The sequence below is a fragment of the Vibrio sp. Vb0598 genome, from assembly GCF_033338935.1.
GTDB lineage: Bacteria > Pseudomonadota > Gammaproteobacteria > Enterobacterales > Vibrionaceae > Vibrio > Vibrio alginolyticus.
The window spans coordinates 113,567-137,069 of sequence record NZ_JAWOTP010000004.1; the positions used below are offsets into that span (position 1 = coordinate 113,567).

22 protein-coding genes and 1 other annotated feature are annotated in these 23,503 nt (G+C 44.6%); of the genes, 17 read left to right on the forward strand and 5 right to left on the reverse strand.

From position 1 onward, the window contains the following. Positions 1-69: 69 nt before the first annotated feature. Entirely contained in the window at positions 70-690 is a 621-nt protein-coding gene (locus R7Q38_RS06150) for an L-threonylcarbamoyladenylate synthase (protein ID WP_005376791.1), read from the reverse strand. A gap of 59 nt (positions 691-749) precedes the next feature. Next, entirely contained in the window at positions 750-1,607 is an 858-nt protein-coding gene (rnm, locus tag R7Q38_RS06155; protein ID WP_005386777.1) for an RNase RNM, read from the reverse strand. A gap of 95 nt (positions 1,608-1,702) precedes the next feature. On the opposite strand from rnm, the gene R7Q38_RS06160 reads away from it, so the two are divergent. The 8 genes from R7Q38_RS06160 to R7Q38_RS06195 all read left to right on the forward strand — a co-directional run bounded on the left by R7Q38_RS06160 (position 1,703) and on the right by R7Q38_RS06195 (position 9,650). Then, positions 1,703-1,828 (forward strand): trp operon leader peptide, encoded by a 126-nt coding sequence (locus tag R7Q38_RS06160; protein ID WP_005376787.1) that lies wholly within the window; start codon positions 1,703-1,705, stop codon positions 1,826-1,828. Beyond that, positions 1,775-1,878, forward strand: a sequence feature (Trp leader region). It overlaps the preceding gene by 54 nt. A gap of 126 nt (positions 1,879-2,004) precedes the next feature. Next, positions 2,005-3,570: an anthranilate synthase component 1 gene (locus R7Q38_RS06165; RefSeq protein WP_318114161.1), complete on the forward strand. Its 1,566-nt coding sequence runs from the start codon at positions 2,005-2,007 to the stop codon at positions 3,568-3,570. Between the two features lie 16 nt (positions 3,571-3,586). After that, positions 3,587-4,195 (forward strand): aminodeoxychorismate/anthranilate synthase component II, encoded by a 609-nt coding sequence (locus R7Q38_RS06170; protein WP_213960495.1) that lies wholly within the window; start codon positions 3,587-3,589, stop codon positions 4,193-4,195. A 37-nt stretch (positions 4,196-4,232) separates the two neighbouring features. Next, positions 4,233-5,243: an anthranilate phosphoribosyltransferase gene (trpD, locus tag R7Q38_RS06175; protein WP_213960494.1), complete on the forward strand. Its 1,011-nt coding sequence runs from the start codon at positions 4,233-4,235 to the stop codon at positions 5,241-5,243. Between the two features lie 13 nt (positions 5,244-5,256). Further along, positions 5,257-6,696: a bifunctional indole-3-glycerol-phosphate synthase TrpC/phosphoribosylanthranilate isomerase TrpF gene (gene trpCF, locus R7Q38_RS06180; RefSeq protein WP_213896209.1), complete on the forward strand. Its 1,440-nt coding sequence runs from the start codon at positions 5,257-5,259 to the stop codon at positions 6,694-6,696. Positions 6,697-6,760: 64 nt separating this feature from the next. Further along, entirely contained in the window at positions 6,761-7,951 is a 1,191-nt protein-coding gene (gene trpB / locus R7Q38_RS06185) for a tryptophan synthase subunit beta (RefSeq protein ID WP_005376781.1), read from the forward strand. Next, positions 7,951-8,769: a tryptophan synthase subunit alpha gene (trpA, locus tag R7Q38_RS06190; RefSeq protein ID WP_318114162.1), complete on the forward strand. Its 819-nt coding sequence runs from the start codon at positions 7,951-7,953 to the stop codon at positions 8,767-8,769. Before trpB ends, trpA begins: the two co-directional genes overlap by 1 nt. Before the next feature lie 185 nt (positions 8,770-8,954). Continuing rightward, positions 8,955-9,650: a Crp/Fnr family transcriptional regulator gene (locus tag R7Q38_RS06195; protein WP_005376777.1), complete on the forward strand. Its 696-nt coding sequence runs from the start codon at positions 8,955-8,957 to the stop codon at positions 9,648-9,650. Between the two features lie 126 nt (positions 9,651-9,776). Here the strand turns inward: R7Q38_RS06195 and R7Q38_RS06200 are convergent, their stop codons facing one another. Further along, positions 9,777-11,318 (reverse strand): long-chain-fatty-acid--CoA ligase, encoded by a 1,542-nt coding sequence (locus R7Q38_RS06200; protein ID WP_031781063.1) that lies wholly within the window; start codon positions 11,316-11,318, stop codon positions 9,777-9,779. A gap of 543 nt (positions 11,319-11,861) precedes the next feature. Between R7Q38_RS06200 and R7Q38_RS06205 the strand changes: the two genes are divergently transcribed. The 8 genes from R7Q38_RS06205 (at position 11,862) to R7Q38_RS06240 (ending at position 19,540) form a co-directional block, all read left to right on the forward strand. Next, positions 11,862-13,121 carry a dicarboxylate/amino acid:cation symporter gene (locus R7Q38_RS06205; RefSeq protein WP_005376774.1) on the forward strand — a complete coding sequence of 420 codons (1,260 nt, stop codon included), beginning with the start codon at positions 11,862-11,864 and terminating at the stop codon, positions 13,119-13,121. A 156-nt stretch (positions 13,122-13,277) separates the two neighbouring features. Further along, a complete protein-coding gene (locus R7Q38_RS06210; RefSeq protein ID WP_054730548.1) occupies positions 13,278-14,462 on the forward strand; it encodes an acyl-homoserine-lactone synthase in 1,185 nt (394 codons plus the stop codon). Further along, positions 14,455-16,995, forward strand: coding sequence for a hybrid sensor histidine kinase/response regulator (locus tag R7Q38_RS06215; protein ID WP_213970696.1), 2,541 nt, complete (start codon positions 14,455-14,457; stop codon positions 16,993-16,995). The genes R7Q38_RS06210 and R7Q38_RS06215 overlap by 8 nt, the downstream gene beginning before the upstream one ends. 111 nt (positions 16,996-17,106) lie before the next feature. After that, positions 17,107-17,349: a hypothetical protein gene (locus tag R7Q38_RS06220; protein WP_005376770.1), complete on the forward strand. Its 243-nt coding sequence runs from the start codon at positions 17,107-17,109 to the stop codon at positions 17,347-17,349. A gap of 198 nt (positions 17,350-17,547) precedes the next feature. Continuing rightward, positions 17,548-18,111 carry a septation protein A gene (locus tag R7Q38_RS06225; protein ID WP_005386728.1) on the forward strand — a complete coding sequence of 188 codons (564 nt, stop codon included), beginning with the start codon at positions 17,548-17,550 and terminating at the stop codon, positions 18,109-18,111. Between the two features lie 225 nt (positions 18,112-18,336). Further along, the gene (gene yciA, locus R7Q38_RS06230; RefSeq protein WP_005376768.1) at positions 18,337-18,732 is read left to right on the forward strand and encodes an acyl-CoA thioester hydrolase YciA; all 396 of its coding nucleotides are present in this window, start codon (positions 18,337-18,339) and stop codon (positions 18,730-18,732) included. A gap of 115 nt (positions 18,733-18,847) precedes the next feature. Next, on the forward strand, positions 18,848-19,144 hold the full coding sequence (locus R7Q38_RS06235; RefSeq protein WP_005386727.1) for a YciI family protein: 297 nt from the start codon (positions 18,848-18,850) through the stop codon (positions 19,142-19,144). A 3-nt stretch (positions 19,145-19,147) separates the two neighbouring features. Then, on the forward strand, positions 19,148-19,540 hold the full coding sequence (locus R7Q38_RS06240; RefSeq protein WP_005376765.1) for a GspS/AspS pilotin family protein: 393 nt from the start codon (positions 19,148-19,150) through the stop codon (positions 19,538-19,540). A 133-nt stretch (positions 19,541-19,673) separates the two neighbouring features. On the opposite strand, the gene metE is transcribed toward R7Q38_RS06240, so the two are convergent. Then, complete coding sequence (metE, locus tag R7Q38_RS06245) at positions 19,674-21,956, reverse strand: 5-methyltetrahydropteroyltriglutamate--homocysteine S-methyltransferase (RefSeq protein ID WP_213871708.1); 2,283 nt, start codon at positions 21,954-21,956, stop codon at positions 19,674-19,676. 281 nt (positions 21,957-22,237) lie between these two features. Here metE and metR point away from each other — a divergent pair, with 281 nt between their 5' ends. After that, positions 22,238-23,149: an HTH-type transcriptional regulator MetR gene (metR, locus tag R7Q38_RS06250; protein WP_065274681.1), complete on the forward strand. Its 912-nt coding sequence runs from the start codon at positions 22,238-22,240 to the stop codon at positions 23,147-23,149. A gap of 21 nt (positions 23,150-23,170) precedes the next feature. Here the strand turns inward: metR and R7Q38_RS06255 are convergent, their stop codons facing one another. Then, positions 23,171-23,371 (reverse strand): DUF4250 domain-containing protein, encoded by a 201-nt coding sequence (locus R7Q38_RS06255; RefSeq protein ID WP_005376762.1) that lies wholly within the window; start codon positions 23,369-23,371, stop codon positions 23,171-23,173. Positions 23,372-23,503 lie beyond the last annotated feature (132 nt).

Consider the following 23,503-nt stretch of genomic DNA (forward strand, 5'->3'; position numbering starts at 1 on the left):
AGATATTCGATATGACAACTAAAATAGGAGGCGCGATGCCTCCTATTTTGTTTGGCGGTGGTGCGTCTACTATTCGAATGGTGCAGGGTCACCTGATCCCAAACGAACTACAACAGGTTCACCTTCGCTAAAGTCAATTACAGTCGTAGGTTGTTCACCTAGGTAACCGCCATTAAGAATCACATCAACCGCATGTTCTAGTTTATCGCGAATATCCTCTGGATCAGATTCTGTTACGTCACTGCCAGGTAGAATCAACGACGTAGACATCATCGGTTCACCTAATGCTTCCAACAAGTCCAAGGCAATTTGATTGTCTGGGACACGGATACCGATGGTCTTACGTTTTGCATTCATCAAACGACGCGGCACTTCTTTTGTGCCTTTGAAGATGAAGGTGTAAGGACCTGGTGTGTTATTTTTCAGCAGTCGGAATGCAGAGTTATCCACTCGCGCATAGAGAGAAAGCTCCGACAAATCACGACACAGTAAAGTAAAGTTATGCTTATCATCCAGACGACGAATCTGACAGATTCGTTCCAGTGCTTGTTTGTTCTCCAACTGACAGCCAAGTGCGTACCCTGAATCAGTAGGGTAAACCACAACGCCGCCGTTACGAATGATTGCTACTGCTTGATTAATCAAGCGAGCCTGTGGGTTTTCTGGGTGAACGTAAAAAAACTGGCTCATTGTAATTCCTCATTATCGAGCCTCTCGGCTCTATATTTTTATGGGTTCTCGACTTCGTATTACTGAGTATTATTCAACGAAGGATCTATTCCCCAATCTTTCCAAACTGGTTCGACGCCAGCAGGCAACCATAGGTTCCTTCCTAGCTCCATCCACGGTGATGGGTAGTGAAAATCACTGCCTTGAGAGGCTAATAGTTTGTATTGTATAGCATAATCAGCCAAGTTGCGCCTTTCTTGTTGCGCTTGCTGTGGCTGTGCAACTTCCATCGCATCACCACCCGCTTCGACAAACGCTGCTAGAAGACGCTTAATCCACTTCGCTGTCAACTTATATCTACCAGGATGCGCTAATACCGCCATTCCACCAGCCGCATGGATAGCATCAACCGCATCCTTCATCGAACACCAATTCGGTGGTACATAACCTGGGTTATTACGCGTTAGGTATTTTTTAAACACCATTTGCATGGTTTTTGCGTAACCATTATCTACCAACCATTTCGCGAAATGCGCTCTTGTCACTGGAGCATCACCGGCGATTTGCCTTACCTCTTCAAGCACACCTACTCGAGTTGCTTTTTGTAGTCGCTCTGCAATTAACTCAGATCGTGTTATGCGATGCTGCTTCTGCTGTTCTATAAGGGCAGATAATTGTTCATTTTCCGGATCGATATTCAGGCCGACAATATGAATGTCTTTGTTTTGCCAGACGGTCGATATCTCAATGCCATTGATGATTTTTATTGGCAAATTATTATCTTGAACGTATTGCTTAGCTAACGCCAAACCGTCAACCGTATCGTGATCAGTGATCGCCAAAACCTCGATATCAAAACTCAGCGCCCTTTCCACTAAATCTTTAGGTTCTAACCGACCGTCCGATGCAGTGGTGTGACTATGTAAATCAATTCTCATATTTTTATCGTTTTAATGCCGTTTTGGGGTTGACTTTTTACTCTCGCACTAGTTAACTAGTACACAAATACAAAGTACGTAATTTAAGGTTCACCATGTTACAAGAATTTAACCAAAACCAAAAAGCGAAAGTTGCGGTTTGTCTTAATAAGGCAAACTCATCAGATCTTGCTTGGTGGCGCACTTGGACTAGTTCTTGGTGGGCAAACGTATACTTCTAGTTTATAGAACCAAACGTTGTAAAGCCCGCTACTTAAGCGGGCTTTTTTGTTTTGTTGCTCATTTCACATTCAACTGCCTAAACATTAATCGAATATAGCCAACTCTAGATTGGGAGAACGTTTGCTTTATGCGACTATGTACGGCAGGAAGATTTAAACAGCTACAAGGAGGTCTTGTGAACAAGGCCATTGAAATTAAGAAACTTGGACAGCTTGAAGTGCTAACGGCTTCCGTCCCTTATACTCAAGACCCGACTCGCTTGTTCCACACACTATGTGAGAACAAAACTGACAGCCTATTGCTGGAATCTGCTGAGATCGATTCAAAGCAAAATTTAAAATCCCTGCTGATCGTAGATTCAGCGGTTCGCATTGTTTGCTTCGGCCATACCGTTAGCATGCACGCCTTGACCAATAACGGTAAAAACCTACTGTCTCACCTAAACCAGAACATCCGTGGTGACGTTGAGAGCAAGTTCGATGGCGAAACGCTAACTTTGCAGTTTAACCAGCCATGCGACACGTTAGATGAAGACTCTCGCCTACGTGAAGCCTCTTCTTTCGATGCGCTACGTTTGGTTCAGCATAGTTTTGATATTTCACAGCAAGACAAACACGCAATTTTCCTTGGTGGTCTGTTTGCCTACGACTTAGTCGCAAACTTTGAGCCGCTTGGTAATGCCGAAGTAACAAATCAGTGTCCAGATTACGTGTTCTACGTCGCGGAAACACTACTTGTTGTCGACCATCAAACGGAATCTTGCCAGCTTCAAGCGACGTTGTTTGTTGATGGTTCAGAGAAAACAGCGTTAGAGACTCGTATTGCAGAAATCAGCGCTCAGTGTGCAGCGCCAAAACTGTTGCCGAGTGCAGAGCAAATAACAGATGTAACGGTAGAACCTAACGTGTCTGATGCAGACTTCTGCCAAACCGTTCGCGACTTAAAAGAGTTCGTAGTGAAAGGCGATGTATTCCAAGTTGTACCGTCTCGTAGATTCACTCTACCTTGTCCTTCTCCACTGGCGGCTTATAAAGAACTGAAACAAAGTAACCCAAGCCCTTACATGTTCTACATGCAAGATGAGCTGTTCACTCTGTTTGGCGCATCACCAGAAAGCGCGCTTAAGTATGAAACCGATACCAACCAAATTGAAATCTACCCAATTGCAGGCACACGTCGCCGTGGTAAACGCCCGAATGGAGAGATCGATTTCGACCTAGACAGCCGCATCGAACTTGAACTGCGCACAGACATGAAAGAAAACGCAGAACACATGATGTTGGTTGACTTAGCACGTAACGACGTTGCCCGTATCGCACAAGCAGGCACTCGCCACGTAGCTGACCTACTAAAAGTCGACCGTTACAGCCACGTAATGCACTTGGTATCACGCGTGGTTGGTCAACTGCGTGAAGACCTAGACGCACTGCACGCATACCAAGCGTGTATGAACATGGGCACGCTCACTGGTGCACCAAAGATTCGCGCAATGCAGTTGATTCGCGATGTGGAAGGCGCACGTCGCGGTAGCTACGGCGGTGCGGTTGGTTACCTAACTGGTGAAGGCACACTCGACACGTGTATCGTCATTCGCTCAGCTTACGTAGAAAACGGCATTGCTCAAGTTCAAGCTGGTGCAGGCGTGGTGTTCGACTCTGATCCACAAGCGGAAGCAGACGAAACGCGCGGCAAAGCACAAGCGGTAATCTCTGCTATCCAAGCAGCGCATAAGTCACAATAAGGAATAGGGTTCAGAGATGGCTAATATCATTTTTATCGACAACTTTGACTCGTTCACCTACAACCTTGTGGATCAATTCCGCTCGCTAGGTCACTCAGTCAAGATTTACCGAAACAACATCCCAGCAGAAACCATTGAACAAGCGGTAAACGCGCTTGAAAACCCAGTGGTCCTGCTATCACCAGGCCCTGGTGCACCGTCAGAGGCTGGCTCAATGCCTGAGCTTATCCAACGCATGAAAGGCAAAGTGCCGATGATCGGCATTTGTCTTGGTCACCAAGCAATTGTTGAGGCATACGGCGGCACCGTTGATGGCGCGGGCGAAATCATTCACGGTAAGGTCTCTATGATGGAGCACCAAAACCATGCGATTTACCAAAACCTACCATCACCACTTGCAATTGCACGTTACCACTCGCTAGTTGCGACCAAGGTTCCTGAGAGCCTAACCATCACAGCAGAAGTGGATGACTTGGTAATGTCTGTTGTACATGAAGAAGATAAAGTTTGCGGGTTCCAGTTCCACCCGGAATCTATTATGACGACCTACGGAGCAACACTGTTGGCCAATGCCATTGAATGGGCACTTGAAGAACAAACTTCAGCGACCCCACTCACTGCTTAAAAAGCACTTGGCACATAAGAAATTTAGGAGAGGAAATATGGAAGCAATCATCAACCCTATTATTACCAAACTGTACGAGCAAGAATCGCTTACTCAGGAAGAGAGCCAACAGCTATTCGACATCATTATCCGTGGTGAACTAAATCCAATTTTGATGGCGTCAGCGCTGACTGCACTAAAAATCAAAGGCGAAACGCCAGACGAAATTGCAGGCGCGGCAAAAGCACTGCTGGCAAACGCAAACCCATTCCCTCGTCCAGATTATGATTTCGCGGATATCGTAGGTACTGGCGGCGACGGTCACAACACCATCAACATTTCAACCACTGCGGCGTTTGTTGCTGCAGCATGTGGTCTAAAAGTAGCGAAACACGGTAACCGCAGCGTTTCAAGCAAATCGGGTTCTTCTGACCTTCTTGATTCATTTGGTATCAACCTAGCTATGAGCGCAGAAGATACGCGCAAAGCGGTAGACGATATCGGTGTTGCTTTCCTATTTGCACCTCAATACCACGGTGGTGTGCGCCATGCGATGCCAGTGCGTCAAACCATGAAAACACGCACCATCTTTAACATTCTTGGCCCACTGATTAACCCTGCTCGTCCTAACATCGAATTGATGGGCGTTTACAGTGAAGAACTGGTTCGTCCTATCGCAGAAACCATGCTACAAATGGGTATGAAGCGCGCCGCTGTAGTACACGGCAGTGGTTTGGACGAAGTAGCAATTCACGGTGAAACAACCGTTGCCGAAATCAAAGACGGTAAGATCACAGAATACAAATTAACGCCTGCAGACTTCGGTCTAGAAGCGCACCCACTAGAAGCAATCAAAGGTGGCGACCCTGAAGAAAACAAAGCGATCATTACCAACATTCTGACGGGTAAAGGTACAGACGCACAATTGGGCGCAGTGGCAGTGAACGTTGCTCTGCTAATGCGTCTATTCGGCCACGAAGATTTAAAAGCCAACACGCAACAAGCGATTGAGGCAATGAATTCAGGCAAGGCGTACCATTTGGTACAACAACTTGCCGCACACGCTTAAGGAATTGAAGAAGATGACTGACTTCAACACTCAGCAAGCTGACAACCTGTCTGAACACGTTTCTAAGAAAGAAGCAGAAATGGCAGAAGTACTGGCGAAAATTGTCCGCGACAAATATCAGTGGGTAGCAGACCGTAAGGTGTCTCAACCGCTAAGCACATTTCAGTCTGATTTGCAGCCATCGGACCGCAGCTTCTACGATGCTCTGAGTGGCGAAAAGACGGCCTTCATCACCGAATGTAAGAAGGCATCTCCTTCTAAAGGTTTGATTCGTGATCACTTCGACTTGGATTACATTGCATCGGTTTACAACAACCACGCAGATGCAATTTCAGTCCTAACAGACGAGAAGTACTTCCAAGGTAACTTTGATTTTCTTCCTCAAGTACGTGGTCAAGTCAAACAACCCGTTCTGTGCAAAGACTTCATGGTAGATACCTACCAAGTTTACCTAGCACGTCATTACAGTGCTGATGCCGTGCTACTGATGCTTTCTGTCCTGAATGACGAAGAGTATAAAGCGCTAGAGGAAGCAGCACACAGCCTGAACATGGGTATCTTGACCGAAGTCAGCAACGAAGAAGAGCTTCATCGTGCAGTTAAGCTAGGCGCACGCGTTATCGGCATTAATAACCGTAACCTTCGCGACCTAAGTACCGATTTGAATCGTACTAAAGAACTGGCACCGACCATTCGTGAACTGGCTCCTAACGCAACAGTAATCTCAGAATCTGGCATTTATACACATCAACAAGTTCGTGATTTAGCGGAATACACAGACGGCTTCTTGATTGGTAGTTCACTGATGGCGGAAGACAACCTTGAACTTGCAGTACGTAAAGTGACGTTAGGCGAAAACAAAGTCTGTGGCTTAACGCACCCAGATGACGCAGCGAAAGCGTACCAAGCTGGTGCGGTATTTGGTGGTCTGATTTTTGTCGAGAATTCGAAGCGTGCGGTCGACCTTGAAGGTGCGCGCTTAACCATGAGCGGTGCTCCACTGAACTATGTAGGCGTTTTCCAAAATCACGATATCGATTTTGTTGCTTCTGTCGTCACCTCTTTGGGTTTAAAAGCGGTGCAACTGCACGGTCAAGAAGACCAAGCTTACGTTAATCAGCTAAAAGCAGAGCTACCAGCATGTGTTGAAATCTGGAAAGCTTACGGTGTGACAGATGCGAAGCCAGAACTGCTTTCGGACAACATTGACCGTCACCTATTAGATGCACAAGTTGGCACTCAAACAGGTGGAACCGGACAAGTGTTCGACTGGTCACTGATCGGTGACCCAAGTCAAATTATGCTAGCGGGCGGACTGTCGCCAGAAAATGCTCAACAAGCAGCGACACTAGGTTGCTTGGGATTAGATTTAAACTCTGGTGTAGAAAGCGCACCAGGCAAAAAAGATTCACAGAAGTTGCTTGCGGCCTTCACCGCCATTCGCAACTACTAAAGCTGGACATCAGCTAAAAAATTTAAAGCTATTCGTAGCGAAAAATACGAGAAGGAATATAACGATGGCAAAACTGAATGCCTACTTTGGCGAATACGGCGGTCAGTACGTTCCGCAAATTCTAGTTCCAGCGCTGGAGCAACTAGAGCAAGCGTTTATCGACGCGCAAGAAGATCCAGAATTCCGCAGCGAATTCATGACGCTTCTTCAAGAGTATGCGGGTCGTCCAACGGCTTTGACTCTAACTCGTAACCTAACCAAAGGTACGAAAACCAAACTGTACCTAAAACGTGAAGACCTACTTCACGGTGGCGCGCACAAGACCAACCAAGTGTTAGGTCAAGCTCTGCTTGCAAAACGCATGGGTAAAAACGAAATCATCGCAGAAACGGGGGCAGGCCAACACGGTGTAGCAACTGCACTAGCGTGTGCACTACTTGGCCTTAAGTGTCGCGTTTACATGGGTGCAAAAGACGTTGAGCGTCAAAGCCCGAACGTATTCCGTATGAAGCTAATGGGCGCAGAAGTTATTCCTGTCCACTCGGGTTCAGCAACGCTTAAAGACGCATGTAACGAAGCGCTACGCGACTGGTCTGCAACTTATGAAGATGCGCATTACCTACTAGGTACAGCGGCAGGCCCTCACCCATTCCCAACGATCGTGCGTGACTTCCAACGCATGATTGGTGAAGAAACGAAGAATCAGATTTTGGCACGTGAAGGTCGTCTTCCTGATGCGGTTATCGCATGTGTGGGCGGTGGTTCAAACGCGATTGGTATGTTTGCTGACTTCATCGAAGAAGAAAGCGTTCGCCTAATTGGTGTTGAGCCAGCAGGTAAAGGTATCGATACTGACCAGCACGGTGCACCACTTAAGCATGGTAAAACAGGCATCTTCTTCGGTATGAAAGCACCATTGATGCAAGATCCAAACGGCCAAGTAGAAGAGTCTTACTCGGTGTCTGCTGGCCTTGATTTCCCTTCAGTTGGTCCACAGCACGCACACCTAAACGCAATTGGCCGTGCTGAATACGACAACGTGACAGACGATGAAGCGCTAGAAGCATTCCAAGAGATTGCACGCCATGAAGGCATCATCCCTGCACTTGAATCTTCTCACGCCGTGGCACACGCACTGCGTATGGCTCGTGAGAATCCAGAAAAAGAGCAATTATTGGTCGTTAACCTGTCAGGTCGTGGTGACAAAGACATCTTCACCGTACACGCCATCTTAGAAGAAAAAGGAGCAATCTAATGAGCCGTTATGAGAAGATGTTTACGCGCCTAAACGAAAAGAACCAAGGCGCATTTGTACCGTTCGTAACGGTTTGCGATCCAAACGCCGAGCAGTCTTACAAAATCATGGAAACACTGGTCGAGTCTGGCGCAGATGCACTTGAACTTGGTATTCCATTCTCAGATCCGCTAGCCGATGGCCCGACCATCCAAGGCGCTAACATTCGTGCGCTAGATTCAGGCGCAACACCGGATATCTGCTTCGAACAAATCGGTAAGATCCGAGCTAAGTACCCAGAGCTACCTATTGGCCTTCTGATGTACGCGAACCTTGTTTACTCTCGTGGTATCGAAAACTTCTATGAGCGTTGTGCAAAAGCAGGCATCGATTCTGTTTTGATTGCAGACGTACCAACTAATGAAAGTGCCGAGTTCGTTGCGGCTGCAGAGAAGTTTGGTATTCACCCGATCTTCATCGCACCACCAACGGCAAGTGACGAAACACTGAAGCAAGTATCAGAGTTAGGTGGCGGCTACACTTACCTACTATCTCGTGCAGGCGTTACTGGCGCAGAAACCAAAGCAAACATGCCTGTAGGTCATATGCTGGATAGACTGAACCAATTTGATGCGCCACCAGCACTACTTGGTTTTGGCATCTCAGAGCCAGCACAGGTGAAACAAGCACTAGAATCTGGTGCGGCAGGGGCTATTTCCGGTTCGGCTGTCGTGAAGATCATTGAAGCGAACGTTGAGCAGCCACAAATTATGCTCGACAAGCTAGGTGAATTCGTTTCTGCAATGAAAGCTGCCACTCAAAAAATAATTTCAGTTTGATATGACACAACAACGCCCGCTTAACATTATGTTTAGTGGGCGTTTTCTTACTATCGCGTTTATACCACGTCATTTTTTGTTCAACGTCCGCACTTTCCAAATCTATCTCAAGCAGAGCACGCAAAGAGTGTTAAGCTTGGGTAACTTAACTCACTCAATAAAGCAATGTGCAGTAAGGTTGCTACATGGAAGAAGTCAAAACACTGCTAGCCAAATGTCCTGTACTATCAGGGCTGCCAGATAAAGGGCTTAGTGAAGCAGCGCAAATGACTAAGGTTCGCTGCTTCGACGAAAAAGCACTGATTTGCAATAAAGGTGCGCTTCAATCTTCTCTTATGGTCATAGCTCAAGGTGCAGTGAGAGTGAACTCAATTAGTTCAAAAGGCAAAGAAGTCACACTGATGATTTTCGAAGCTGGTGGCTGGTTTGGAGACAATGTTTTTTCTCCCGGTATGCCTCGTATTTTTGGTGCGACCGCGCATTCTGACGTGACTGTAATGGAGCTTCCTGGAGATAAATTTCGCCAATTACTCGCCAAATACCCTCAAAGTTACCCCACTATACTCGACTTACTTAGCCGCCGCTTGTGGTCTGCTATTTCTGTTATCGAAGATGACGCGATTAGAGGAATTGAAGAACGAGTCGCCAAAAGGTTACTGCTGCTTGCAGAATACCAACTTAATCAAGCGATCGATACTCGACCATGCGTTGTCAGGGTAACAAGAGAACATATCGCTAACATGATGGGGCTAACTCGTCAGAGCGTACACAAGATACTAAAACGATTAGAAAGTATCGGGATGCTAGAGCTAAACTATGGCTCAGTAACCATTACCAATCCGAAACGCTTAGAAGAATACTTTAAAGAACTCGAGCAATAGATCCATTCAACAAACGGTAAGTATTGTCTAACGACAGCTAAAAAGCTTATGCATCTAATTAGTTAAGAGCACAACACCATTTGCGCTTAGGCAAGTGGCGCTGTGACACAAAAACCATTGAATTGACTAAGCTATATTCAATTCAGATTTCAACTCACGTTTCAAAATCTTTCCTGTCGCACTCATCGGGAGGTGTTCACGAATTTCGACATAACGAGGATATTTAAACGAGGCTAATTGCTCTTTACCCCACTTTTGTAATGAATCGGCGTCAATGTATTCTTTTGGTTTAAGTACAACGTAGGCTTTTATCTCTTCGCCATACTCTTCATTTGGAATCCCTATCACCGCGACCATTGAAACGGCAGGATGAGTCATGAAAACTTCTTCAATTTCTCTGGGATAAACATTAAATCCACCTCGAATGATCAGATCTTTCATTCTATCGACAATAAATAAATTACCTGAACTGTCAAAGCGGCCCACATCACCAGTATGGAACCAACCATTTTGTAGCGCAGATTCAGTAACTTCTGGGCGGTCAAGATATCCCTTCATAACATTATGACCACGCACAACAATCTCACCTTCTTCGCCTATCGGTAGTGCATTACCTTCAATATCGATAACTTTTACTTCGACACCTTGAACCGGTTGACCTACCGAGCCTGGTATGCGCTCCTGATCCAAATGATTAAAACATGCAATAGGACTTGTCTCCGATAACCCGTATCCTTCTAAGATCGGCACATTAAATGTTTCTTCAAAGGTTCGAAAGATTTCGGTTGGCAATGGCGCACCACCGCTTACTGCAACACGCAATGACGAGGTATCAAATTGATGCTGCACATGAAGCAGACCGATGTACATCGTTGGCACACCAGCAAATATCGTCACCCTATGTTTTTCCACCAGCTCAAGAACATGTTTAGGCTCAAACCTAGGCACTAACACCAATGTTGCCCCGCCCAAAACACTAGCATTTAAGTGGACGGTTTGACCAAATGTATGAAATAAAGGCAAAGTTACTAAGTGAATATCATCGGCCTGGCTGCCCATAATGTTTTGTGCCACCAGAGCGTTCATTATGATGTTCTGCTGAGTCAGCTCAGCGCCTTTTGGTAAGCCTGTCGTGCCTGATGTATACAAAATCACACAAGTATCATCCGCATTACGCGGTATATAATCCGGCAACGGTTGGACATCGGCTATAAACGCATTGAGAGTTATTACACCATTCCAATAGCTTTGATCTTGAGATTGAGTCAATACGACTATGCCTTCGCATGTATCGACTTGTTCAAAGGCTTTGACACCCTCTTTTGCCATTGGCAGTTCTTTCGTCCCTTCAAAGCAGAAATAAAACTTCGCTTTTGAATCTTCTAAGTGATACTTAATTTCTCGCGCTTTTAAAAGCACATTTAATGGGACTGCAACCGCGCCAGCTTTTTGTATTGCATAATAAACAAACGCGAAAAAAGGAATGTTTGGGCATGAAATCGCAACGCGGTCACCTGGCTTTACGCCTTTATTGATTAAAGACGCTGCGATCTTGCCGGCGATCGCATCAAACTGCGCATAATTTATCTTTTCAGCGCCACATATCAACGCCGTTTTATCTGGTTTACTCGCAGCATTTCTTTGTAACGCAGCAGCAAGATTCATCATAGTCTCTTCACCTCTTACTTGTCTTTCTCGTCTAATCAGCTCAGGAGCATTAACTAAGCAAGTTATCTCTAACACTGGATCGTCAGCATTTGAGTCTCACCAGTCATTAGCATTTAACATTATGTTTACAACGCAATCAGGACTAAGAATGTAAAGCAATTAACATTTCAGAAGGCAAATTAATAAAAGTGTGAGCTTGAAAGAGATGAATTGTTATAAATATCAACCCAAGTCACTAAAAACTCTGACTGCAATAGCAAATACAAAAGCGGTTAAAATTAACAAAAAGAAAACAAATAAAGAAAAATAAACTTGAACAATCCTAAGCGCGACCCTTATAAGAAAAATCAATAGCAAACGTTTGCCATTGAACAAAACTTTATCGTTCGTCAATAAAATATCGATTAATCCATCAATAATACCTTGCTGCATATTGCCAATTGTAAACGATAAGTGTAAAAAGCAAGGCGAGATAATTATCCGTAAATCCATTTATGGTTAGTGGGTAATTTTAGGATTTTACATTTTATTAGCACAGAGGTTATGGAAGTGTTAAAAGAAAAGAGTTTGCTAAACAACATTGGCGTACAAGTCGTAATCGCCATGATCGTGGGCACAGCCGTTGGTGCCATGATGGGTCATGATGCGACAGTGTTCGCTCCTTTAGGTGCTATCTTTATCAACTTAATCAAAATGTTGGTTATTCCTTTGGTCGCTGTAGCCTTGATTTCTGGCGCCGCTGGTCTTGGGAACAGCCAGTCAGCAGGTAAAGTTGGCATCGTCACTCTAGGTTATTTTGGTTTAACATCCGCCCTAGCCGTTGCGCTTGCACTATTTATGGGTGAAGTATTCCAACCAGGCATGGGTATCGACGTCTCTGGCGTTGAAGGCATGTTCTCAGCAGAATACGCTTCAAAAGGTGAACTACCTACTTTCTGGGCAACCATCACTGGTATGATCCCAACCAACGTTTTCCAATCACTAAATGAAGCAAACATCCTACAGATCCTCGTTTTCTGTATGTTCTTTGGTATTGCGATTTCTAAGCAAGCAAAAGAGCGTCGTGAACCAATCATCAATGGTGTTAACTGCATCGTTGACGCAATGGTTTGGATGATCAACAAAGTAATGATCATTGCACCTATCGGTGTATTTGGTCTGATGGCAGAAGCCGTCGGTACGTTCGGTTTTGGTGCGCTAATGGTGGTGTTTAAACTGTTCGTTGTTTACGTTGCCGCCATCCTAATCTTCGGTTTCGTTGTTTACCCAGCAATGGTGCATGTTTTCACGAAGACATCTGCGAAGAAATTCCTGTCTTCAATGAAGAAACCGCAAGCAGTTGCGCTTTCAACAGCGTCTTCTATGGCAACACTGCCTGTTACAATGGACACCTGTGAAAAAGAGCTGGGCGTAAAAAATTCAACTGCATCATTTGTTCTGCCTCTAGGCGCAACGATCAACATGTCAGGTAATGCGATTTACTATGGCTTGGTTGCTATCTTCTTTGCTCAACTGTTCAATATCGATCTAGGCATGGGCGCTTACATTGCAATTATCGTAACGTCTACATTGGGTGCGGTTGGTCAAGCGGGTGTTCCTGGCCCTTCTTTCCTAGTGGTTGCCGTGCTTCTTGCCGCTGGCATTCCAATTGAAGGTCTACCGCTGCTATTCGCTCTTGACCGTATTTTCGATATGATTCGTACAGCACTGAACATCACAGGTGATGCTGCATGTGCAGTTATCGTTGATGCGCTAATTGAAGAAGAAACGGCAGAAGCTGAGCTAAAAAAGCAAGAAGCCTAACCCTTTCTTGAATAGACCAAAAACCGCTCATAATGAGCGGTTTTTTTGTCTTTTCTTGCATTACGTAACTATACAAATAGAAACCGATGGCATAAATTTTTCAAAATGATATAAACCATTACAAAATATAACAAAACGTTAGAGCTAGGTTATATCATGAGTCTTGAGCAATCTTTGGAATATCTCACCAAAATAAATTTGCCGATCGAATCAAAGCAGCAGGCCCTGGTTGACTCAGTTATTCTTACCCTAACGAAACAAAAACGAGATGCTCTTTTTCAACAGGTTGCTCTGTATCGAATAAAACTGCTTAAATCTCTCTTTCCTAAACACGCATCAAAAAGTCTTTCTGCACTATTTGAGTTAATGGATTATCGAGATTTAGTGCAACAGTATCCGACAGGTTTCTCCAAAGAGATTCGTTTACTTGAACAACTTGCCGCAGATTGTTACCCGCATTGGATGGTTTTCTGGTGTCAATGCGAGATCGAAGCAATCAAGCAAAAATATCCTTCAAACGAAGCTGCGATTCCTACTCCGCTTCCGTTTGACGACCACAGCTATACTAGCGTGTTAATTGAAGATATCGCAGATTGCGATCTTGAGGTAATGCTGCCAAATCATGCAGCGTTAATGCCGATTTCCGAAGCGATCACACTGAGTAATCTTGAGCTTTTCGTCCAAACTGAACAATGGTTTGAAATCTTGCCTCTTTTATCACTCTCGCAAAAAGGGCAGCACTTTGCCCTCTTGCTCAAATCGTCATCTTCACCAATCATGGTCTCCTCCGCTTTAGTGCAAAGCTGGCATCAACGAAATAACTGGCTCAGTTACTCACCACAGTTTAGTAACGAACAATGGCAGTTTTGCTTTCCTAATCATGGGTACAGTGTTCTCAATCAACTGGGTATTTTGGAGTGTCGTGCTCTAACTCATGAGCACACTCTTATTGAGTTTGATGCTCAGTTTCAATCTCGTGTAAAGAACAGTGAAGCGGTTTGCGAAGTACTGCGTCTTACGGTGGGAGGCAACATTCAACAAAAGCTGTATTTTTTGTATCTGGCGCAAAAAACTATGATGAGCGAGCTCTATAAAGCAGGCTATAAGCTCGGCTTTACCATTATTGAGCAAGTATTTATGTTAAATTTCTATCAATCTATTGATTTAAGTGCCTACTTTCACTCAGGATACCGCGACATTAACGGTGACGGTACCAAGACATACCGCGGTTTCTGGAATTTAGGTATGATGGTTGAAGCATTTCAAGACATACAATTTCGCGACTACAAACATTGCGTACGAACAAAAAGAATGGATAAAAAGGTGAATGAGCATGCTTGATGTTCATTTGCACGGTCTCTTTTACCCAAAAGCAATGGCATTGTACGCGACTGTACTAATAGTATTCGCTTGGCTACTGTATTACTGCTATCGCCTAAAACAGAAGAGTGAATCAATCTTAGGCTCGCATCACGCGCCTTACATCGCTTATTCCAGCTGTATCATTGTTTGGATAAGCAGCAACGCCTATTTCCATACCGATTTATTGCCAGAATTAGGCTCTGTTGGTGGCATTTTTATGGCTAAGTTAGCGAACTTAGCGTCTTTTTTCGCCTTTGCGTTTGCATTCTATTTTTCTTGCCAGTTAACCGCAGATGTTAAAAAAACAGCGGTCAAAGTCTGGCAAAAAGTCGTCTTTGTCGCACTAGCAACGTATTCACTGTACATCAACTTAGTGCCGAATCTTACTGTCGAAAATGTCACCATTAGTGGTCCAAGCCAGTTCGTCATTGAATTTGGCCCACATACCTCATATTTTTTCATTAGTTTGCTAGCTTTCGTGGTACTAACGCTGCTTAACTTGATTGCCATGCGCGCTAACAGCAGCAAGCTCACGCTAGCAAAAAGCAACTATATGATCGCTGGCATTTTGGTATTCATGTTATCTACGGCAGTGATACACCTTGGAATGACGTATTTCCTTGGCGACTTCTCCCTAACTTGGTTACCACCAGCACTTTCAATCAGCGAAATGTTGTTTGTGGGCTATGCCCTACTTACCTCTCGCTTCTACAGCGCTAAATATCTCACGTACTTAACGGTAAGCGCGCTCTTAGTCTGCGCCATTTTTGTTCTGCCGCTAGGGGCGATATTTATTCCTATCTCTGAAGATAACCAATGGCTTGTTGCGGTACCTTTATGCGCGCTTATCGGTATCACTTGGCACTTGCTTTTTAAGCGAGTCAGTCGTTTCGCTTCGTATTTTATTTATGGGAAACGACACACTCCCGTTCAGCAAATCCTTGGGTTAGAGGAAGAGTTTAAACGCTCAATAGATGATGCTATGCGTCAGTTGGCATCGTTACTTAACATACCAAACAACAAGCTACAGCTAGTCACTAGCAATTACACAGAAACGTTTTACGAAGAGTACCTGCCGTCAAGCAAGTCAGTTCTCGTGCTAGATGAGTTGTCTGAAGAAATTGATTATGCCTCCTCTTCTAAAGGGTCGATGAGAAAGCTCTACGAGCGCATGCGCTCAAGCAATACTGCGCTCGTTATGCCTCTCTTCGGTCGTGGAAAGTCTGTTACTCACTTACTAATTTCTTCACATAAAATAGATAATAAGCTGTTTTCTAATGAAGAAATCTCAGCTCTGCAAACGTTATTAGTTCGCATCCAGAGCACCATTGAAGCCGATAGAAAGGTACGCCAAAGCCGTGCGCTGGCTAACTCCATTGCACATGAAATGCGTAACCCTCTCGCTCAAGTACAATTACAATTTGAAGCTTTAAAACAGCATATAGAGTCAAACGCCTCACTGGATACGCTAAAAAGAGAAATTGATAAAGGTGAAGCCGCCATACAACGCGGTAGACAACTTATCGATATTATTTTACGAGAAGTTAGCGACAGTTCACCAGAGCATGAGCCTTTAGCTCTCACTTCCATACATAAAGCCATCGACCAAGCAGTAAGCCGTTATGGTTTTGAAAACGATCAAATAATAGAGAGAATTAACCTACCACAGGCACACGATTTTGTCGCGAAGTTAAATGAGACCCTGTTTAACTTTGTCATTTTCAATTTGATTCGTAACGCTATCTACTATTTTGATTCTTATCCCGACAGTCAAATTGAGATTCGTACCCAGACGGGGGCTTACGAAAACATTCTGATCTTCCGAGATAGTGGGCCAGGTATAGATAGCAGTATCTTACACAAGATATTTGATGACTTTTTCTCGTATCAAAAAAGCGGAGGCAGTGGCTTAGGTTTGGGCTATTGCCAACGTGTTATGCGCTCCTTCGGAGGACGAATAGAGTGCCAGTCTGAATTGAACGAGTTCACAGAATTCTACTTGTATTTCCCAGTCGTACCAAACGCACCAAAACCAGAGACATTAAGAGCACCGGACTTTGATAGCTGGAAAGCAACTGCATCACATTTTGAAAATCATTCAGCTCAACACGTACAAGTATCTAAAGATGCACCAACAGTGCTCATTGTTGATGACAAAGAGGTGCAACGCACCTTGGTACAGATGTATTTAAAAAGGCTGGGAGTCAACAGCTTACAAGCAAATAATGGAGCCTCTGCGGTAGAACTATTCCACTCTCACAAGATTGATCTCGTTCTTATGGATGTCCAAATGCCGGTAATGAATGGATTTGACGCAAGCCAACGGATTAAGCAAATCACATCCTCCGTTCCAATCATTGCCTTATCTGGTGAGTCTGGAGCTAGAGAGTTGGAGCTAATTTCGAAACTCATGGATGACAGACTCGAAAAGCCCACCACGTTAAATGCACTTCAAGTCGTCATCCAAAGATGGTTACAGAACGAGAATTCTGCGCCTTCCAACACTTTTTAATCTGCAAATATAGAATTGGCACTAGGTGTGCATTATTGGAGTAAATCGAATTATCCAGAAGGTCAAGCAGGCTGCAAAAGAGTAGCGTATGAGCTTGATAAGGAGATCGCCATGTTACTTCATCGACATACATACTACGGCTTGATTCATCATGGAATCAAAACACTGTTACTTGATCGCTTAGGCCACTATACAGAAGAAGAGTATCATCAATATCTGAGCCTGATGACTGGTAAATCCACTTGCTTCACGATGTCTCTCGAAGAGCTAGAAGCAACGGTCGATAACTTACTACGGGAAGGCTATTTAGAAGATGTAAAAACGCTTATTTCCCAATATCAACGTGTTGCTTAAGGTTTAAAACTCTCAACTCTATTGCCGCTTCACGCGGCAATTTTTATTCCTTCCATTTGCTGTTTCGACGTGGAAGAAGCTTGCGGGCTGTACGATATACTAAGCGTTACTATTCTTACCTTAACTTCCTCAGTATTCACATCTTGTCAGATTCCGTTAGACTGTCTTCAATTCAATAATTAGGTAGATTTTGCCATCATGAAGCAGATCCTAGACTTTATACCACTCATCGTTTTCTTCGCTTTATACAAGCTGTACGACATCTACGTGGCGACAGGTGCACTGATCGTAGCAACAGCCATTCAGCTTGTCGTCACCTATGCGCTATATAAGAAAGTCGAAAAGATACAGCTAATAACATTTGTTATCGTCACTATCTTCGGCGGCATGACCCTTTTCTTCCACGACGACAATTTTATAAAGTGGAAAGTCACCATCATTTACGCGATTCTGGCGATTGGCTTAGCAGTGAGCCACGCATTGGGAAAATCAGCCATCAAAGGTATGCTAGGCAAGGAAATTACGTTACCTGACGCTGTTTGGGCAAAGATTAACTGGGCTTGGGTTGGCTTCTTCTCATTCTTCGCTGGCCTAAACATTTATATTGCTTACGAATTGCCGTTGGATGTTTGGGTTAACTTCAAAGTATTTGGAATGTTGATCGCGACATTTGCCTACATGATTGCGACTGGCTTTTACATTTATAAACACATGCCAAAAGAACAAAAAAATAACTCATCCGATGTGTCCACTGATGATTAAAAACTCAGTTTTGCTATAATCCGCGACTTCACAGCGACCTTAGGGTCGCTGTTTTGCTCCATGTATCAGTAAACCGCTCAAACAACGTACCGTTTTCAGACCATTCTTGCTGCTGTAAATCAACTTTCTCTGTTCCGGTATCTGCGGTTTTTTAAGGACCTTTGGTTCTAGGTATTTACTATGTTGGCGCTTAGTTTGAGCGCCTTTAAGATTTAGGATGTCACAATGAGTCAAGAAATTAGCTCTCCGAAAGGTCAAATGCTGCTTCGTACCCTTGCAATGCCTGCAGATACAAACGCCAATGGCGATATTTTTGGCGGTTGGATAATGTCTCAGCTCGACTTAGCGGGCGCGATTCTGGCAAAAGAGATCTCTTGTGGTCGCGTTGTCACCGTTTCGGTATCAAGCATTACGTTCAAAAAACCTGTTGGTGTGGGCGATGTCGTATGCTGCTACGGCGAATGCACTAAGATCGGCCGCACATCCATGAGTGTCGATTTGGAAGTATGGGTCAAACCCGTCAAAGCTCACGGTGTTGGCGAACGCTTCATGGTTTGTGATGCGACCTTCAACTACGTAGCCATTGACAGTGAAGGTAAACCACGTCCGGTTCAGAATTAGTCAACCTACGACGCTAACAGTTAGAAAGGATCTCACATTTTCTGTTGTTCACTTGTGAGAGACACAAAAAAGGCGTTAAATTAACACTTTACCCTACCAATTAAGGAACTATGCTATGTGGTATGTCATCTTTTCACAGGACGTTGAGAACTCGTTGGAAAAACGCATGAGCGTTCGCCCACAACACTTGGATCGCTTACAAAAGCTACAAGACGAAGGCCGCCTTCTTACAGCTGGTCCGATGCCTGCGATAGATTCTGACAATCCTGGTGAAGCTGGATTTACGGGCTCAACTGTCATCGCTGAATTCGCCTCTCTAGAGGATGCTAAAGCGTGGGCAGAAGCCGATCCTTATGTAGCGGCTGGTGTTTACGATCATGTAATCGTGAAACCGTTCAAAAAAGTGTTTTAATTTATGAAAAAATTACTGTGTCTTTTCTTGGTATTTGGTGCTCTGGCTGGCTGTTCATCAACCGATGATAAGCAGCGCCAACTTGAGCTTATGGCATCAAACCGAGCAGGAGTTTTGTCTGCGGGTCTCCCTTTAGAGTACGGTCCACTGCAAATAATGCGTGTCTCATCCAACAAAAATGTTGTAGAGATGATGATGATTTATAACGATGGCGCACTCGGTGCAAAGCCGTTAAATCAAGTACTGAATACCAGTATCTATACCTACTGCAGCAACCCAGAAGTTCGCAAGCAAATTGATATGGGCTTGATGTATCGTATTAAGGTACGTAATTCTCGCGGTCAGTTGATGGCAGATGAGTTGGTTTCCGCACAGACTTGTACTCAGGTGAAGTAGCTACAGTAATTTTTGTTGCTTTCGGCACGAGACGATGATTCGCTATTATTGAATAATCTGAAAACGAAAGTTAACAATTAAGAATAGAAAAACGGAGACCACAGTCTCCGTTTTTATTTGCTGTAACGATGTGTTACGCCAGCTCAGCACGGAGCTTCTTCGCCGCTGAAACCAGATTTGCCAATGCGGCTTCTGTCTCCTTCCAGTTTCGTGTTTTCAGACCACAATCTGGGTTTACCCACAAACGTTGAGCCGGAATTTTTTCTGCCGCTTTCTTGATTAAACCTTCAATCCATTCTTCCGTAGGAATGTTTGGTGAGTGAATGTCATAAACACCAGGGCCAATTTCGTTCGGGTAATTGAACTCTTCAAATGCTTTCAGCAGCTCCATATTTGAGCGAGATGTTTCAATGGTAATGACGTCCGCATCGAGTGCCGCAACCGAATCAATGATTTCATTGAACTCGCTGTAACACATATGAGTGTGAATCTGAGTTTCTGGTTTTGCACTTGCCGCAGAGACCTTAAACGCATTTACGGCCCATTCTAAGTACGCTTTGTGATCGCGTTTTTTGAGTGGTAAACCTTCTCGAATGGCTGGCTCATCAATTTGAATGATATTGATGCCTGCATCTTGCAGGTCAGACACCTCATCACGTAGTGCCAAAGCAAGTTGCTGCGCAATTTCTTGACGTGTGATGTCTTCACGTGGGAACGTCCAACATAAAATCGTTACTGGTCCAGTCAACATGCCTTTCATCTGTTTGCTGGTTAGCGACTGGGCGTACGTCGACCATTCAACTGTGATCGGTTTTTCACGTTCAATGTCAGCAACTACAATGGCAGGTTTCACACAGCGAGAACCATAACTCTGTACCCAACCAAATTTGGTCGTTTGAAAACCCGCCAAGTTCTCAGCGAAGTATTCCACCATGTCGTTACGCTCTGCTTCACCATGAACTAGCACATCTAGGTCGAGCGCCTCTTGACGTTTTACTGCGTCAGCAATATGTCCTTTAAGTGCTTGGATATATTCAGACTCAGATAATTGACCTGTACGATAAGCGCTGCGCTGCACCCGGATTTCACCCGTTTGAGGAAAAGAGCCGATTGTCGTTGTTGGCAACAAAGGCAAGCCCAATACTTCAGCTTGATGCGCAGCACGCTCTGCATAAGGTGCGCTGCGCTCGGCAAGTGACGCGGTAATGTTGTTTAAACGCGCTTGTACTTGAGGTTTATTCACATGTGTTGCTGTCTTGCGCGCTTTGATTGTCTGGCTATAGGTATCACAAGCGAGAATCGCATTTTGATCACCATCGAGCGCTCGGCCAAGCAAGGCGACTTCTGCCACTTTTTGTTTTGCAAAGGCAAACCAACTTTTTACTTCTTCGCTCAGTTCTGTTTCCAGTGCTAAATCAACAGGGCTATGTAGAAGAGAACATGAACTGGCAACCCAAAGTTTGTCGCCCAGTTTCTCTTTGACTGGCTGTAGACGCTCGAGTTGGGCACTTAAATCCGAACGCCACACGTTACGACCATTCACAACGCCAGCAGAAAGCACCCACCCCTCCGGTAACTTGGCAACCACATCGTCAAGCTGCTGAGGGACGGCAGATAAATCGATATGCAAACCATCCACCGGTAGCTCTACAATTTTGTCTAGCGTATCGCTTACGGAGTCAAAGTACGTCGTTAGCAGCACTTTTACATCGCTTCGAATCACTTGGTAGGCCAGCTTAAACGAATCAGCCCATTTGCTTTCTAGCTCCAGTGACAAAATTGGCTCATCAATCTGAACCCACTCAACACCTTGACTTGCTAGCTTTGCCAAAATAGCTTGGTAAGCAGTAAGTAAGCGTGGTAGCAGGGTTAAGCGGTCAAACCCTTCTTCGACCTCTTTGCCCAAGTAAAGGTAACTGACTGGGCCAAGCAAAACAGGCTTCACTTGGTGGCCAGCTTGAAGCGCTTCGTTGACTTCTTCAAACAGTTGCGGCCAGCTCACTTCAAACGTATCGTCCTTGCTGAATTCAGGGACAATGTAATGGTAGTTTGTGTTGAACCATTTGGTCATATCCGATGCCGCAGCGCCCGCACAGCTGCAACCCGCCTGAGATTGACCGCGACCCACTTTGAACAACGTATCCAGGTTAGGGAAACCATCAGCGTGACGCTTTGGCACATGACCCAATAGCAACGTGGTCGTCAGTACATGATCGTACCAAGCGAAGTCGCCAGCGGTGGCAAAACTCAAGCCAGCATCTGTTTGCGTTTGCCAGTTTTTAGCGCGCAGATCTGCTCCAACCTTTTTAAGCTCTGCTTGATCAATTTCTCCGCGCCAGTATTTTTCCTGAGCGAATTTTAATTCTCGTTTTTCACCGATGCGTGGATAACCTAATATGTGAGTCGTTGTCGCCATGTCCCTATTCCTTTCTCAATTTTGTTCAATTTGTTTGGATCAGAGCATCTTTCGGTAAAGAATAAGATGTCTGGATGGCTAAACTATCGCTCTCATCTGATATTAGAACAACGTCCATTTATTCAACTTGTTTATTAAAAAAATTCATCATGAAGCGACATGATTCGCAAATAAAAACAACAAATAGACGTCTAGACGTTTACATATCCATTTTTTGTCGTTAAGTTATTTACACGATTGCTATTCTGTTCATAGCGAGCAACAAAGGATGAAAGGAATTCATGATAGAGCTAAAACATTTGCGGACACTCACTTCGCTTCGAGACACTGGCTCTCTAACGGCGACAGCGACCGCTTTGCATCTCACTCAGTCGGCACTGTCTCATCAGATCAAAGATTTGGAGGCGCGAATTGGAGGGCAACTGTTCCTGAGAAAGACTCGTCCGGTGAAGTTCACTTCAGAGGGAGAAATCCTATTGCGTCTTGCAGAAGATATCCTTCCGAAACTCGCAAGAGCAGAAAATGATTTAGCGAGCTTGAAAGAGGACGTCAATGGCCGATTACATATGGCCATTGAATGTCACTCTTGCTTCCAATGGCTAATGCCTGCACTTAGGGAGTACCAACTTGCTTGGCCTAGCGTAACATTGGACTTTTCCTCTGGTTTTGGCTTTGAACCACTCCCAGCTCTATTGGCAGGCGAACTCGATCTCGTTATTACTTCCGATATCCAACCTCGATCTGAAGTCCACTACGAGCCTCTATTCGACTTTGAAATGCGTTTAATTACCGCAACCAACCACCCATTGGCGGAAAAAGACATTATTGATCCGCAAGATCTCGCAGATCAAACCATGCTCTCTTATCCGGTTCAAAAACAAAGGCTAGACGTCGTAAAACACTTTCTTCAGCCAGCAGGAATAGAACCTGCGAAATGGAAGCAAGCCGACAACACTCTCATGTTAGTTCAGATGGTCTCTGCTGGATTAGGGGTGGCGGCACTACCCAATTGGGCGATTTCTGAATTTTCTCGCCAAGGTCTTATTACCAGTAAACCTTTCGGCCAAGGCTTATGGCGTCGCTTGTTTGCTGCAACGCGTCACTCAGAGAAAGAAAAGCGTTACTTACAAGCTTTTTTCGCAACCGCGAGGCTACAATGTAAAAGCCACCTTGACGGAATCAAGGTGGCTTAAAAGATTTGGGTTATGAAAGGCTTAGCGTTGATATGCTTTAAATTGGTTAGTCAATGGATCGTACTGATAACCGAGCATATCAAGCTTGCCGACTACAGACTCTACATCCATCTCATACACTGATACTAACTCGTCAAAACTGTCGCACTCTAAACGTAGCTTTTCGTTGACGATACCTAGCAAAATAGTGCTGTCCAGATTACCTACATTGCTTAAATCCATCGCGACTCTCCTCTTCGACAAGGTATATAAACAAGCGTAGTAGTAATCACGCGAATTTAAAGTGAGTGAGATCTAAAACGTGATCACCTTATACCCAAGCACCAAGAAAGCACTTGGATATAAGCCGTCTAA

Bases quoted from the DNA above. Each gene is read 5' to 3' on its own strand.
- R7Q38_RS06150 (WP_005376791.1), bottom strand. From the start codon at position 690: ATGAGCCAGTTTTTTTACGTTCACCCAGAAAACCCACAGGCTCGCTTG.
- rnm (WP_005386777.1), bottom strand. From the start codon at position 1,607: ATGAGAATTGATTTACATAGTCACACCACTGCATCGGACGGTCGGTTA.
- R7Q38_RS06160 (WP_005376787.1), top strand. From the start codon at position 1,703: ATGTTACAAGAATTTAACCAAAACCAAAAAGCGAAAGTTGCGGTTTGT.
- R7Q38_RS06170 (WP_213960495.1), top strand. From the start codon at position 3,587: ATGGCTAATATCATTTTTATCGACAACTTTGACTCGTTCACCTACAAC.
- trpD (WP_213960494.1), top strand. From the start codon at position 4,233: ATGGAAGCAATCATCAACCCTATTATTACCAAACTGTACGAGCAAGAA.
- trpCF (WP_213896209.1), top strand. From the start codon at position 5,257: ATGACTGACTTCAACACTCAGCAAGCTGACAACCTGTCTGAACACGTT.
- trpB (WP_005376781.1), top strand. From the start codon at position 6,761: ATGGCAAAACTGAATGCCTACTTTGGCGAATACGGCGGTCAGTACGTT.
- trpA (WP_318114162.1), top strand. From the start codon at position 7,951: ATGAGCCGTTATGAGAAGATGTTTACGCGCCTAAACGAAAAGAACCAA.
- R7Q38_RS06195 (WP_005376777.1), top strand. From the start codon at position 8,955: ATGGAAGAAGTCAAAACACTGCTAGCCAAATGTCCTGTACTATCAGGG.
- R7Q38_RS06200 (WP_031781063.1), bottom strand. From the start codon at position 11,318: ATGATGAATCTTGCTGCTGCGTTACAAAGAAATGCTGCGAGTAAACCA.
- R7Q38_RS06205 (WP_005376774.1), top strand. From the start codon at position 11,862: ATGGAAGTGTTAAAAGAAAAGAGTTTGCTAAACAACATTGGCGTACAA.
- R7Q38_RS06210 (WP_054730548.1), top strand. From the start codon at position 13,278: ATGAGTCTTGAGCAATCTTTGGAATATCTCACCAAAATAAATTTGCCG.
- R7Q38_RS06215 (WP_213970696.1), top strand. From the start codon at position 14,455: ATGCTTGATGTTCATTTGCACGGTCTCTTTTACCCAAAAGCAATGGCA.
- R7Q38_RS06220 (WP_005376770.1), top strand. From the start codon at position 17,107: ATGTTACTTCATCGACATACATACTACGGCTTGATTCATCATGGAATC.
- R7Q38_RS06225 (WP_005386728.1), top strand. From the start codon at position 17,548: ATGAAGCAGATCCTAGACTTTATACCACTCATCGTTTTCTTCGCTTTA.
- yciA (WP_005376768.1), top strand. From the start codon at position 18,337: ATGAGTCAAGAAATTAGCTCTCCGAAAGGTCAAATGCTGCTTCGTACC.
- R7Q38_RS06235 (WP_005386727.1), top strand. From the start codon at position 18,848: ATGTGGTATGTCATCTTTTCACAGGACGTTGAGAACTCGTTGGAAAAA.
- R7Q38_RS06240 (WP_005376765.1), top strand. From the start codon at position 19,148: ATGAAAAAATTACTGTGTCTTTTCTTGGTATTTGGTGCTCTGGCTGGC.
- metE (WP_213871708.1), bottom strand. From the start codon at position 21,956: ATGGCGACAACGACTCACATATTAGGTTATCCACGCATCGGTGAAAAA.
- metR (WP_065274681.1), top strand. From the start codon at position 22,238: ATGATAGAGCTAAAACATTTGCGGACACTCACTTCGCTTCGAGACACT.
- R7Q38_RS06255 (WP_005376762.1), bottom strand. From the start codon at position 23,371: ATGGATTTAAGCAATGTAGGTAATCTGGACAGCACTATTTTGCTAGGT.